The organism is Parapedobacter deserti (assembly GCF_042646065.1).
Classification (GTDB): domain Bacteria; phylum Bacteroidota; class Bacteroidia; order Sphingobacteriales; family Sphingobacteriaceae; genus Parapedobacter; species Parapedobacter deserti.
The window spans coordinates 223091-237420 of record NZ_JBHRTA010000009.1; the positions used below are offsets into that span (position 1 = coordinate 223091).

A 14330-nucleotide genomic window follows, 5' to 3' on the forward strand; every position below is an offset into this window, starting at 1 on the left:
AATGCTATGAAAAAATTAATAAACATAAAAATATCAAGTGGCCGGAAATATACTGCTCATGGGCGTACGATCATCGGTGCTAGGCTGTTTTTCTTGGCGATGGTTATGCTGTTTTCGGGGTGCTACAAGGAGCAGCACTTCGGTTTTCCAGGGCCATTTGACGAGGAGCAGCGCATACCGGACAGCCTGCCTTTTCCCTTCGACGAGAACCGGGAAGCGGGAGTATGGCTGATGCGCGACGGGGAGCCGAACTACGATAAGGTTCTGTTTAAGGGGTATACCGACTTTTATGCGGCGGGCGACACCTTGTCTTGGGCGAAGGAACCGCATGGTATGCGGTTGATTCCGCACCGTAATTATTATCCCATTACGAATGCCGATCATTTCGGGGGCAATCCTAATAGCTTCCAGTTCAATTGGGTGCATAGTAAATATTTTGTGCCGGTAGGCCCGGGTAAGAGTTTCTACATGTATACCCGGCTGACGGTAGGTACCTTTGCAGGTACCGCCTTTGGACTGTTCCTGGGGGTGAATTGGGAAACCGGGCAAAACTTTGTGCTGGGTATGGACGGTGCTTCAGCCATCGCCCCCATGTTTTTCGTCGATCTGTATGGCACCACCGCATCTGTCAATCCTAGCCAGGGATGGCCAACGGTCAATGAAGTAATCGTGCCGGGTATCCCTGCAGATATCGAGGTAATAATCCACGATGCGTTGTTCTATGTGAAGGTCAATGGCACGCTTTGTTTCCAGTTTAAGCTCCCGGGCGACGTATTCTTTTTCACGCCGCAGATCAGGCCGTGGCGCAATTTTATTACGGTGCACGATTATTACATTGAAAGCCCCGAGGCGTTTACGGTGGATTATGCCATGCACGAATATGAGCATGGATATAGCCGGATACAAGCACCGGCGTTGGCGCAGGCACAGAATGGCGATTTACTTCTTTTTGCCGAAGGGCGGTCTAACCCCCGTTCCGCTGCCGAACGCATTGCGCAGCAGACCATGCCAGCCGGCGATACCGATATCATCATGCGCCGGTCGACATCGCAAGGTACATCGTGGGAGGAGTCCATTTCGGTGATTGCTGGGCAAGGATCCGGCCAAACTTATGGGTTCCCGCAGGTGGTAACCACCACTGATGGACGGGTCGTGCTGCACTATAGTCAGCTGCCCGGACATATGCAAAGCGATAACTACGTCTTTGATGCTAGCCAGCAACGCGTCTACCAGGTGGTGTCGACCGACAATGGGCAAACCTGGTCGGCTCCGATTGAGATTACCGCTCAATTGGTTACGGATGCCGGATACTTAAGAAGCGGCCCGGGCCATGGGATCGAGCTGAGGTCGGAGGCCTTCAGGAATCGGTTGGTAATGCCCCTGGTTTACGGTGGCCGTCAGGTTAGGGCCGCGCTTTCCGATGATGGCGGGCAGTCATGGCGGCTGTCCTCACCGATTGCGGGAAATAACCGGCTGTCTGGTGCCATCGTTGAGCTTGACGATTCCAGGTTGATGATGGTATTGGGGCACTCCAATACGACACCACGTAGCCGATTGGTGGCTTACAGCAGTGACGGAGGGGAGACGTGGACAGCGCCGGTCAGTATCGGTACTGCTGTGGGTACGGGCGATTTCGGGCACATGTTCCACGCTGCTGTGGTCAAAGCCGGAGATGGAGCGGTGCACCTGTTTACCCCGACGAACCGTGAATCGGACAGTCAGACCTATAACGGTCCGGCCTATGGCGTAACACCAATGATGTTTTCAAGCACCGACGGAGGGCAGTCATTTGGACAGGGAACCCCGCTCTTCAACCGAATGGCCTATCGCACCTATGCCGCTCCGATTGGCGCGATGGATGCGGTTGCCTTGGCCGATGGGACCGTGATTATCGTAGGCGAAGGGGGCATTGAAAGTCCCAGGGAAGGTATTGTGGTTTACAGGAAATAAATTGATTTGCTTAGTAAGCAGCGATGAAACAAATGATGATAAATAGTTGGATAACATGTGTATGGATAAGTATCGGGTGTGCCGGCAGCTTGGCTGGGTGCAGTGAATTGGACACCGGTATGGTTGGCGGACCACCGTTTGAACGCCCGCAAGTCGACGTGTCGGATGGAGAGGGGGAGGATGCCCCCGAGTTGGAAATAACACGGTTATTTACCCAAGGGCAGGAAGGCTACCACTCTTACCGCATACCTTGTTTGGCGCGGGCCGTCAACGGTAATCTTATTGCATTTGCGGAAGGGCGGAAGCATACCAGCCTCGATTACGGCGATATCGACCTCGTATATAAAATATCCCATGACAACGGCGAGCATTGGTCACCACTGCGTGTAGTGGTGGATGAAGGGGAAGGCACGTGGGGTAACCCTACGGCAGTGACCGACGAGACCACGGGTAGGATATGGCTTTTTTTTTCATGGAACAGCGATAGCCACAGTCAACATGGTGGCAGTTTCGGGGGCAGGGATTACGCGGCGGTAGACAGCTGGGGGCAGCGGCGGGTGTTTACCAGCCACAGCGATGACCACGGTGAGACCTGGAGCACGCCGGTTGATCGTACGGAGGCACTATTGCCGCCGGGTTATACCTGGGACGCCATGGGTCCAGGCATCGGTATACAGATTAAGCATGGTCCTGACGCCGGGCGCCTTATCATTCCGGCAGGCGGGCGGAATATTTACAGTGATGATAACGGGCTGACCTGGAAATACCAGGTTATCCCCGAGGGTACGTTTGAAGGTACCGTAGTCGAGTTAGCCAGTGGTTTATTGATGCGTAACGACCGTCCGGTATTATCAAGGTGGACAAGCAACCGTGCCCGTTACGTATCCAGAGGAACCATTTCAGGCGGCTTCTCCGCCTTTACGGCTGATGCGAATTTACCTGATCCACGCTGCCAGGCGTCAATTCTCCGGTATTCCTGGTCGCCAAGCCGCATTGTTTTCCTGAATGCCGCCAACAACGAAGGCGACGGGATGCCCTTCCGTTGCCGGATGACCGTGCGGATCAGTTATGACGAAGGCGACACCTGGGCTGAATCGCGGCTGCTCTACCCATATGTCACAATGGCCGAAGCTTGCCAGCAAGGGTATGGTGGCTATTCGAGTTTAATTGCAACCGCAGGAGACCATATTGGTGCTTTGGTGGAGCACAACAGCGATCCACTGGCGGGCGCAGCGATGCACAGACGTCATTCCATCGATTTCCATAAATTCAATCTTGCGTGGGCGACAAGCAGCGACAGGTAACCGCAAAATCACTGTTTTTATTGTGAAATCGCTAGGAGAATGGTTAAATAGCGGGAGAAGATCCAAAATAAATAGAAAGAAAGTTAAACGAAAATGATATGTGTGATATAAAAATGAAAGTGTGGCGTTTGAAAGCTGTTGCAGCCGCGTTGTGTTTAATGTGTTCGGTGCCGGTCAAGCAGGCTGCTGCCCAGGATGGTATAACCGTGTTTGAGCCGCTGCCCGGCCAATATTCATCGACCCGTATACCCGCGTTGGTACACACAAAAAAAGGAACACTCCTCGCATTTGCCGCGGGCCGGATTGAAAGCGCGAGCGACTGGGCCGATATGGACTTGCTGGTACGGAGAAGTGAGGACGGTGGCAACACATGGGCCCCCATTCAGATAGTTGCGGAGCGTGCAGGAAGCAAACCGACGGATAATCCGACACCGATCGTCGGAAATGACGGGACCATACACCTGTTGTACCAGCGCGACTATGCTTATGCTTACTACACGCAGTCTACTGACGACGGTCTTACGTGGACACCGGCGGTAAATATCACAGCCGCGTTTGAGGCATTCAAAAGTGATTACGATTGGAAGGTGCTGGCGCCGGGGCCCGGCCACAGCATACAGCTTGAGAGCGGCCGTCTGCTGGTTCCCGTCTGGCTTGCCGATTCGGATAAACTTACACCGCACAGAAGTCACCGGCCTTCACGGATCGCCACTGTTTACAGCGACGATAACGGAAAGACCTGGCACAGGGGCGCCATGGTCCCTGAGGCTGACGGATTCAAGAATCCAAGCGAAACCATGGCCGTGCAATTGCCAGATGGTACCGTGATGCTTAGTATCCGGAATGAATCGGATAAACGACGTAAGGGCGTCAGTTTCAGTAAGGATGGGATATCAGGTTGGACAAAACCCACGTACGATGACGCGTTGTTTGAACCTATTTGTATGTCAAGTATCATCGCTACCCGTTATAAAGGAAAAAACTACCTGCTGTTTTTGAATCCCGACAGCGAGGAAATTCCCAAACACCCTCGGCAGAACCTGACCATTAAAGTGAGCGATGATAATGGAAAGACCTGGGCGATTGAGCAAGTAGTGCACGATGGGATTTCCGGTTATTCGGATTTGGCCGTTGGGGCCGATGGAAGGGTTTATTGCCTTTACGAAACTAAAAACGACCCAAAAGATGGCTGGTCACTCGTCATAAAGCAGCTATCTATGGAAACCCTGTTGGCCCACTGATCGGGGGGTGGCCAATAATATTTTGAAATTATTATTTGGAATGGTAAACCAATATATGCTATATTTGTTTATATGTTCTACATAAGTGCCAATTATATCAGTACTAAAATTGTTGAATGATGAAGGCTTTCTTGTTTCTTATTGGCTTGTGCAGTATCGTGGTGTATAGTACGAGCGCCCTTGCACAGGACCGGGCTGTGTCAGGCATCGTTAGTGACGCTGACGGGATGCCGCTGCAAGGTGTGACGGTTTTAGTGAAAGACTTGGACTTGAAGACAACCACCGATGAACGTGGCGCTTTTCGATTGGAAGTCCCTGTAACAGGCAAAGTACTGGTCTTTTCGATGGTTGGATTCGAGAGGGCGGAGGTGCCAATCCCGGTGTCGAATGAGGTTAAGGTGCTCCTTAAAGGGACGAACGCCAACCTCGAAGAGGTGGTAGTCGTTGGCTATGGTACGCAGTCGCGACGAACCATCACCTCAGCGATAACTAAGATCGGGGGAGAAGCGCTGCAGAATATCCCGATCAGCACGGTGGGTGAAGGGTTGCGGGGCAAAGTGGCCGGTGCCCGGGTATACCAGTCTAACAATACGCCTGGCGCCGATGCCGTTTTCCGGATTCGTGGTGGTTCGTCCATCAACAAATCAAATGATCCCCTTGTATTGGTAGACGGGGTCGAGCGGGCCTTTTCGGGTATTAATCCGAACGATGTGGAGTCCATCGAAGTACTGAAGGATGCGGCATCGACAGCCATCTACGGATCGCGAGCATCCAACGGGGTCGTGCTGATTACCACCAAACAGGGATCCGCGTCTCAAGAGCCGCGGATCACCTTTGACGCAAGCCTCGCACATCAAGGGCCCGAAACGCTCATCGATTTCATGAATGCGCGCGACTATATCAATACGGTACGCCCCGCAGTTGCACTGGGGCCGACGCCGGCTTACAACAGTGCGTCCGGGTATTCGGCCAGCGCGGGAAATGACGACAACTCGATCTATTCGACCCGCTATCTGCGCGAAGGAGAGACCGTTCCGGCCGGTTATGGGTCAATGCCGGATCCGTTGGATCCAAGCAGGACCCTCATCTACCAGGATAATGACTATCAATCGCTGATGTACCGCGACGCATTGTGGCAAAACTATTACCTCGGTATCGATGGCGGTAATGAGTTTCTCCGTTATGCGGCCAGCGGAGGTTATACAGACGATGCCGGTGTTGCTTTGGGTACCGGCTATACGCGGTACAGCGCACGTGCAAAGGCGGACGTAAAGATTTCGGACCGTCTGAACCTCAATACGGCGTTTGACTTTTCGTCCACAAACTCAAGCGAGTTTGAGAATCAAATGAATGTGATCGCCCGCGGCCTTGCTACGCCGCCCACACAGAAAGTTTATTACGCAGACGGCCGGCCGACACCTGGCTACAATGCCACTTCTCCAAATCCGGTGTGGTGGGATTATACCCGCGACGTGGCTAACAAAGACCGGCGGCTTTCGTTGATCGGTGGACTGAACTACCGAATTCTGGATCAACTAAAGGCCAATGTACAGCTTTCAAGCTATAACCATACGACACAATATGACTATTTCGAAAAAGCGCATGAGTTCAGCGGACTCCGGACTACCGAAGCGGAATTCGGAGACTTGGGGCGGACGAAGCTTGACGCATACGTAACTTTCGATGAAACGTTCAACGCGCATAGTTTGTCGGCTATGGCGGGTTATTCCTATCAGGTGACCGATAGAAAAGGGTTCTCCGCAAGCGCGACGGGTGCAAGCTCTGATAAGGTACCGACCCTAACGGCCGGACCGAACAAAACCGGGGCCGACAGTAATTTCGAAGAAGAGGTTTTGATCGGGTATTTCGGACGCCTGTCTTACGATTTTCAGAAAAAATACCTGTTGATGGCGACATTCCGGTATGATGGATCGTCGCTGTTTGCGCAAGGAAACCAATGGGGCTTTTTTCCAGGTATATCAGGAGGCTGGATAATCTCAGATGAGAATTTTCTTCGCGATAGCCGTATGATCAGCTATTTGAAACTGAGGGCCAGCTACGGGCAAACGGGTAACAACTCAATCGGGCTATATGATGCGCTGGGTCGGTATAATACAGACCGACGGTACGATGGCAATGCGGGCATCGCCCCAACCACCATGCCGAACCGGGACCTGACCTGGGAGACCTCGACACAGCTGGATGTCGGCCTAGACATGAATATTGTCAATAACCGTATTTCAATTAGCGCCGATTATTTTAATAAGGTTACGGACGACCTGCTGTTCAGCGTGGAATTGCCTAATACTTCGGGGTTCAACAACGTACAGATGAATGTGGGTAAAGTTCGGTTCCATGGGTTTGATCTGGAATTGTCGTCGCGTAATGTTCAAACGGATGCGTTTTCATGGGACTCGAAGCTGACGTGGTCTTTTGTAAGAAACAAAGTACTGGAACTGCCTGATAACGGCCGCGAACGGAACCGTATCGGGGGAATCGCATTGGCGGATGGAACGACCTTTGGGGGTATTGCCGAAGGTGAGCCTCTCTACAGGTACTTCGGCTATATGGTGGATTACATCATCCAGAATGAAGAACAGGCGGCGAACGCCCGGTACGACGAACGTGCACGGGGTTGGGACCCTGCCGACGGGCGGAATATCCAAGGGCGGAAGCTACCGGGCGACTACGAGTGGAAGGACCGCGACGGGGATGGCCGGATTACCGCCATGGACCAGTTCGAGCTCGGCGTGACGGTCCCGCATACAACAGGTGGTCTGAACAATGCGTTCTCCTACAAAAACTTTAGCCTGAATATCTTTGTCGACTGGGCGCTCGGACATTCCATCAACCACAATGCGTATATGCGCTATTTCATGAATACGTTTGCAAATAATTATACCTTGGTGAATGAAGTGAAGGAAACGTGGAAACAGGAAGGCGACAACACGAAATATGCCCGATTCACCGCCAACGATCCCGATGCTGGTAACTCGAATTTCTCCAGGACATCCGATGTGTTTAACTATAAAGGTGACTATTTGTGTCTGAGGGAGGTAACCCTACAATACCGAATGCCTGAAAAAGTGTTCAGCAGGTTGGGTGTCAGGGATCTGACGCTCACACTGTCGGGCACTAACCTGCACTATTTCTCTGCTGTGCAAGGCATGGGAATTTCACCTGAGGTGGGCGCTTCGACTACCTACAGTAACGCCGCTGACAATCGGTATTATAATTATCCTCCAATCAGAAGGTTTTCCGTTGGAGCCAAAATCACCCTATAAAATGATCGTATCATGAAGAGTAACCGATTTTATCTGATCTATGTGGTGGCTGGCTTGCTGGGATTGCAGGCGTGCCACGACAAGCTGGATGTTAACCAGAAGAGTGCCATCACTGCTAATTCTATGTGGGAGAGTGAGGGCGACGCGAAAGCGGCAATGTACGGAATTTACAACCAAATGCGTTCGACTTTCTCCGCTGCGTATATATTCTGGGGGGAATATCGGTCAGGGTTGTGGGGGCCGGGCTTGGCAACAAATGCGACTTACAGCGACCCGTTTAGCAATCGGCTGAACAGCACGCATACCCATGCCAACTGGCAGAACCTGTATACGACCATCAACGACTGCAACCTGGTGTTGAAGTATACGCCGGGCATTTCATTTATAAATGAGAGCGAAAAAAACAAGGTGCTGGCAAATGCGCTGTTTGTTCGCGCCTTTTGCTATTATTGGATCGGTCGCGTATGGGGCGACGCCCCGGTGCTGCTGAACGGATTTGAGTCGGGGCAACAGGAAGACCTGTATCCATCTCGTGATCCGGCAGCGCGTGTGTTTGAGCAGGTGGGCGCAGATCTTGAGGCGGCAAATGGTTTGATGCCCGAAAATGTGACCGACCGCAATCTTGCGTCTAAGGCGGCTATCAATTTGTTGCAGGCCGATTATTACCTGTGGATGGCAAAAGTCAGGGGAGAAGGTACTGAAGTACTGAACCGGGCGAAGCAGTCGGTAGATGCCGTGCTCAATAATACCAATTATACGTTGATGTCTGATTTTTCGAGTGTGTTCCGCAACGAACTCAATCAGGAAATCGTGTTTGCTTGGAGTTATGTGATGGACGAGTACACTGGCGGTTATCCTGCAGATCATCTGGTGCCGCTGCAATACATTTCAACCCAATACGTCGAAAATCCGATCAAGGTGGGGTCGCATCAGCAATGGATATTTTTGACAGATGCCTATAAAGAATTTCTATCGGCGAATGCGTCTGACCAGCGTACTAAGGTGAGTTTCGAAACGTTTTTTGACGCGCCGAAAAATGCCACCTTTCAGTGGATCAACAAGTATGCAGGCAGCTGGGAAAACCAGACCCGCGTTTTTGATGCCGATATTGTGGTTTACCGGTATGCTGATGCGCTGCTTATGAGTGCCGAGATCGAAAATGCATTGGATAATACCGGCCTGGCGATCGACCGGCTGAATGCGATTGCGGAACGGGCTTACGGCACAGCCAATTTTTATTCAAGCGGGCTTTCGCCTGAGCAGGTAGACCGGGAGATACTGAACGAACGCAAAAAAGAGTTCGTTGCTGAGGGAAAAATCTGGTGGGATTTGATCCGCTTTGGTGTTGTATTCGACGAGGTGCCCAGTCTTGCCGGGCTTGAAGGTGAATCGCATATCCTGTTCTGGCCGGTACACAATACATCGATCAACAGGAATCCGAACATTAAACAAACGCAGGGATATTGAAACGCATATTCTTACTGCAGTACGTCCAACAGCGTAGCTGCAAGATTAGCCGAGCGGCAGAGGTGTTGACCGGCAACGCGGCCTGTGTGTACGTTGTTGAACAAATCAATAAACCAAACAGGGAAAGCTAATACATTATATAATGCATGGATATTTGCAACTTAAATTTTTATGGATCGGAACAATCGTCGTCACCTTGATTGCGGCCGGCTGCCGTAGCCAGCAGCAGAACCGCCCGAATGTCTTATTTATTGCGGTAGACGATCTCAATGACTGGATCACGCTTTTTGATTCCGATAACCCCATCCGCACTCCGCATATCGAGAGGCTTGCAGCCAAGGGCGTTTTTTTTACACATGCTTACTGCTCATCGCCAGCCTGCAATCCTTCCCGGGCATCGTTATTGACGGGTAAGCGTCCTCATAAAACGGGGATTTATGGTAATAAATCAGACTGGCGGCGCGCCTTACCGGATACAGAGACCATCCAGCAATATTTTATGAAACATGGCTATTATTCGGCAGGCGCAGGAAAAATTTTTCACCACCACTGGGACGGAGCGTTTCACGATACAGCATCGTTCGACGATTTCCAACCCATGCCTGACTCATATCCGGATTCGCCGATACCAGCCGAAAAGCTGAACGGCTTCGAATGGTATGGCAGCAAAAATACAGACTGGGGTGCATGGCCGCTCGAAGAAACGGATGCCGTTGATTACCGGACCGCAAGTTACGCGGTGGATTTTCTGAGCAAGCCACACGATTCTCCATTCATGCTCAGTGTGGGAATCTTTCGCCCGCATATGCCTATGTATTCGCCGCCCGCGTACCGTAACCAGTATCCAGTGGAGGGGGCTGTGATGCCGGCGGTAAAAGCGGACGACTGGGCCGACCTGCCAACAGGGGCTGCGAAGCTGATGGAGCCGACCACTTGGTTCTGGGACGGTATGGAGCAGGCAATGGCAGAGGATCCGAATGCCTGGCCCGACATGGTTACTTCCTATCAAGCAGCCGCTACCTTTGCCGACGCGCAGATCGGCCGTGTACTCGATGCGTTGGAACGCAGTGCACACGCTGATAATACGGTCATCGTGCTATGGAGCGATCATGGATACCATCTGGGTGAAAAGCGGCACATGGAAAAGTTTGCCCTGTGGGAAAAGACGACACGCATTCCGTTTATTCTTGTTGCGCCCGGCAAGATAAAGCCAGGAACAACGGTGCATGCACCGGTTGATATGACCACGGTGTATCCGACGCTTGTTGACCTCTGCGGGCTGCCGGAGAAGCAAGCGGTTGATGGACAATCGGTCGTACCGCTTTTGGAGGATCCAGACATGCCGTTCCCGCCGGCGTTGATGACGTACATGAAGGGAAACCACGCGGTCCGTACCGAGCGGTGGCGGTATATCCGGTACGCTGATGGCTCGGAAGAATTGTATGATCATGAAGAGGATCCCCATGAGTGGCATAACTTGGCTGGTGAACATCGCCACTCGAATACCATAGACAGTCTAAGGCAATTCATCCCGTCATCCGACGCGCCAGACGTAGCGGATATGACAAAGCCTTCAGGAGTGAAATCTACAGAATACAAGGCGGACGGCGATGCAACGAATACGGAGGGAAAGTAGAATAGGAAACGGTGTAGTTGAAATTTTTTAGATACTTAATGACATACTCAAATGACAAAAATACAAGGCCTTATTGCTGCTACTTTTGGAACATTCCATGCAGACGGCTCGCTTAACCTTGATGGGATACCACCTTTGGTGGACAAACTTGTGGACGATGGATTGAAAGGTGTATTTATTTGCGGGACAAACGGCGAAGGGCCGAACCTGACCATTGAAGAACGGATGGCGACGGCTGAAGCTTATATGGAGGCAGCTCAAGGCAGGTTGCTTGTCCTGGTACATGTAGGGCATACCTCGATTGCCGAGTCGCGCAAGCTGGCTTCCCATGCCGAACGGATCGGCGCTGACGCAATTTCGGCTGTCGCCGGTTTTTATTTCAAACCATCGTCGATAGGCAATCTAGTGGCATGCATGGCAGAAATCGCGGCTGCTGCTCCCAGTACCCCTTTTTATTATTATCATATCCCGGCTCTCACAGGCGTAGGGATGGATATGGTGGCGTTCTTGCAGTTAGCCGACAAAGAAATTCCTAACCTAGCCGGTATCAAATATACGGCGTCCACCCTTCATGAATACCAGGTATGCTTGAACTACGACGGCGGTAAGTTCGATGTACTTTTCGGATATGATGAATTACTGCTTAGCGCACTGGCAGTCGGTGCTAAGGGGGCTATTGGAAGCACCTATACGTTTGCTGCTCCCGTGTATAAGGAAGTGATGCAAGCTTTCGATGCTGGCGACCTACCAACTGCCCAACGGCTTCAGCTAGGACTTGTGGATATGGTCAGAGCGTTTGTGAAGTACTCGCCAATCCCGGCTCAGCGGGCGATCATGAGCATGTTAGGGTATGAGCTTGGGCATTGTCGCTTGCCGCTGCAACCGCTTAGTGCCGCGCAGTCTGAAGCGTTGAGGGGGGAGTTGGAAACGCTGTCGTTTTTCGATACCTTGAAGCGTAGTAGTATGCCGGTCGGTAAACACGCATGACGAGGATGGTCACGCACACTGGTCACCAAGCGGGTGACTTGGGCCTTACTTGGAGGCAGCTGCCACAGGTGCCTGATGCGGTGGGGTTTGCCGGCGTCTTCGCCGGTGTCAGCAATGGGCACTTGCTGGTTGCGGGTGGATCCCATTTCTCGGAAGGTACCCGGCCTTGGTCGGGGGGGACCAAAATCTGGAGCGACAAAATTTATGCGCTGAAGGGAGGTGCGGAAAAATGGGAAGAAGTGGGTAAATTGCCCCGGGCGATAGGATATGGTGTGTCCTTGACTTGGAACGATCAGGTATTGCTAATAGGTGGCAGTGATCAACAGTGTCACCGCCGAGAAGCTTATGCACTGCGTTTTGAAAAAGGGCGCGTGATGATCGACACCTTGCCGGATTTGCCCTACGCAAATGCAAATGCATGCGGTGCGCTAATCGGCGACGTGATTTACCTAGCTGGCGGATTGGAAAGACCAACGGCCTGCACGGCAGGGCACACATTCTGGACGCTCGATCTGGCAAAGCCGGTGGCTGAAAGGCAATGGAAGGTGCTGGAGCCATGGCCGGGCAAACCACGCATGCTCAGTGTGGCCGGCTCTTTTGATGGTGCTTTTTACCTGATGAGCGGCGTTGCGCTGGAAGGAGACAACGACTCGGCTCCGCAGCGAAAATACCTGACTGATGCGTTCAAGTACTGGCCAGGCAAAGGATGGGAGCAGATCGATGATCTCCCGTACGCGACGGCCGCCGCACCAAGCCCGGCCTTTACCAACAGTGGACATCGCCTGTTGGTGTTCGGTGGAGACGACGGTAGTCTTGCTGAAAAGAGCGGCGAGCTGAAAGACGAACATCCCGGATTTCGGACCGGTATTTTGGTGTTTGATATGAAAACAGGTGCTTGGCGGAACGGAGGAGAGGTTTGGGTCGATAGGCAGCCTGATTCGGAACGTAATCCCAACGCCAGTACGTGGGCTCCGGTTACTACGCCACTGGTGGTTTGGGAAGACGAGGTGATATTGCCCATGGGGGAAACTCGCCCGGGTGTTCGGACAAATCGGGTGTTGGCAGCTAAACCGACAATGAAAAGATAATAGCGAGTTTTAACAATGGAAATGGAGCGTAACATATCGGAGGCCGATTGGTGCCGTGGAAACTGGGGAACGTTATTATTGCCTATTAACGAAGATGATTCAATCGATTTTGAACGGTTGTCTGTCGAGATCGACGTGTTGATCGATGCGGGAGTCGATGGCATCTATTCGAATGGTACCGCCGGGGAATTCCATACGCAAACAGAGGACGAGTTTTATCAGGTAAGCGAAATGCTGGCAACGAAATGCAAGAGCCGTGGAATGCGGTTCCAGATCGGGGCGTCGCATCCCGTGCCCGTTGTCACCCTTAGCCGTATTGCACGCACCCTTCACTTGGAGCCCGCGGCGTATCAAGTGATTCTGCCCGATTGGGTGAGTGTAGGCATTGAGGAGGCATGCGACTTTCTTAAGCGGGTTGCGGAGTCCGCACGGCCGGTTCCCATCGTGCTTTATAATCCGCCGCATGCGAAGCGTGTGTTGGAGCCTGAAGCGTATAGTACGCTTGTTAAACAGATCCCGGAGCTGGTTAGCATCAAGGTGCTTGATGGAGACATCGACTGGTATGAACGGATGCGGCCCGTTGCGGCACAGGTTGCCGTGTTTGTGCCGGGGCACCATTTGGCGTCAGGGGTAAATCATGGGGTAGCCAGCGGGGCCTATTCGAATGTGGCCTGCATCAATCCATGGGCCGCTCAACGCTGGTGGCAGCTGATGCAAATCGATATGAAGGAAGCGCTTGGCATCGAGCAGTGCATCCAAACGTTTTTTGCCGGATATATCACACCTTTTGCTGCGCAGGGATTCAGTAACCCCGCATTAGATAAACTGCTGGCAGCGGTGGGGAACTGGGCGGATATTGGAACCAGGCTACGCTGGCCGTACCGTTGGGTATCCTCCATAGAAGTCGAACGAATCAGAAAGGGGGCACATAGAACGTTGCCTGGGTGGTTTTTTGAGACCAACTAAAAGATAGCTAAATCTCTATTAATAATTATACTTTTCGATGGACGTAATCTGGTTGTCATCGCCGGTAAACACCAACACGGGCTGATAAGCATCGGCTTCATCCTCATGGACCTTGCAGAAGCTGAGGATATGGACAGTATCACCTACCTTGGCGTGCAGCGCTGCTCCACCGTTCATGCACACTTCCCCACTGCCGCGTCTGCCCGGAAGCACGTAGGTCATGATACGACTGCCGTTGATGGCGTTGTTGATGTAAACCTGTTCGTATTTCTTGATGTTAGCGGCATCCAGCAAATCTGCATCAACGGTAATGGACCCGTTATATTCAACATTCGCTTCTGTTACTTTTACCGTGTGAATTTTTGATTTTAAAATAGTTAACTTCATTTATATTCTTGTGTTTCTTA

General features: G+C 52.0%; 10 protein-coding genes. 9 read left to right on the forward strand and 1 reads right to left on the reverse strand.

The window, feature by feature from the left end; genetic code table 11:
* Positions 1-6: 6 nt before the first annotated feature.
* From ACFOET_RS04380 to ACFOET_RS04420, 9 genes are all read left to right on the forward strand, one after another.
* Entirely contained in the window at positions 7-1950 is a 1944-nt protein-coding gene (locus ACFOET_RS04380) for a sialidase family protein (RefSeq protein WP_379019960.1), read from the forward strand.
* Positions 1951-1982: 32 nt separating this feature from the next.
* Positions 1983-3254, forward strand: a complete 1272-nt coding sequence (locus ACFOET_RS04385) for a sialidase family protein (RefSeq protein ID WP_379019962.1) — start codon at positions 1983-1985, stop codon at positions 3252-3254.
* 98 nt (positions 3255-3352) lie between these two features.
* Positions 3353-4495, forward strand: a complete 1143-nt coding sequence (locus ACFOET_RS04390; RefSeq protein ID WP_379019964.1) for a sialidase family protein — start codon at positions 3353-3355, stop codon at positions 4493-4495.
* Positions 4496-4611: 116 nt separating this feature from the next.
* A complete protein-coding gene (locus ACFOET_RS04395) occupies positions 4612-7779 on the forward strand; it encodes a SusC/RagA family TonB-linked outer membrane protein (protein WP_379019966.1) in 3168 nt (1055 codons plus the stop codon).
* A 12-nt stretch (positions 7780-7791) separates the two neighbouring features.
* Positions 7792-9246: a RagB/SusD family nutrient uptake outer membrane protein gene (locus ACFOET_RS04400; RefSeq protein ID WP_379019968.1), complete on the forward strand. Its 1455-nt coding sequence runs from the start codon at positions 7792-7794 to the stop codon at positions 9244-9246.
* Positions 9247-9400: 154 nt separating this feature from the next.
* Entirely contained in the window at positions 9401-10882 is a 1482-nt protein-coding gene (locus ACFOET_RS04405; RefSeq protein WP_379019970.1) for a sulfatase, read from the forward strand.
* Positions 10883-10933: 51 nt separating this feature from the next.
* Positions 10934-11869 (forward strand): dihydrodipicolinate synthase family protein, encoded by a 936-nt coding sequence (locus tag ACFOET_RS04410; protein ID WP_379019972.1) that lies wholly within the window; start codon positions 10934-10936, stop codon positions 11867-11869.
* A complete protein-coding gene (locus ACFOET_RS04415; RefSeq protein WP_379019974.1) occupies positions 11866-12957 on the forward strand; it encodes a galactose oxidase in 1092 nt (363 codons plus the stop codon). Before ACFOET_RS04410 ends, ACFOET_RS04415 begins: the two co-directional genes overlap by 4 nt.
* A 21-nt stretch (positions 12958-12978) precedes the next feature.
* Positions 12979-13923, forward strand: coding sequence for a dihydrodipicolinate synthase family protein (locus ACFOET_RS04420; RefSeq protein WP_379019976.1), 945 nt, complete (start codon positions 12979-12981; stop codon positions 13921-13923).
* An 18-nt stretch (positions 13924-13941) separates the two neighbouring features.
* Here the strand turns inward: ACFOET_RS04420 and panD are convergent, their stop codons facing one another.
* On the reverse strand, positions 13942-14310 hold the full coding sequence (gene panD, locus ACFOET_RS04425) for an aspartate 1-decarboxylase (RefSeq protein WP_379019978.1): 369 nt from the start codon (positions 14308-14310) through the stop codon (positions 13942-13944).
* Positions 14311-14330: the final 20 nt, after the last annotated feature.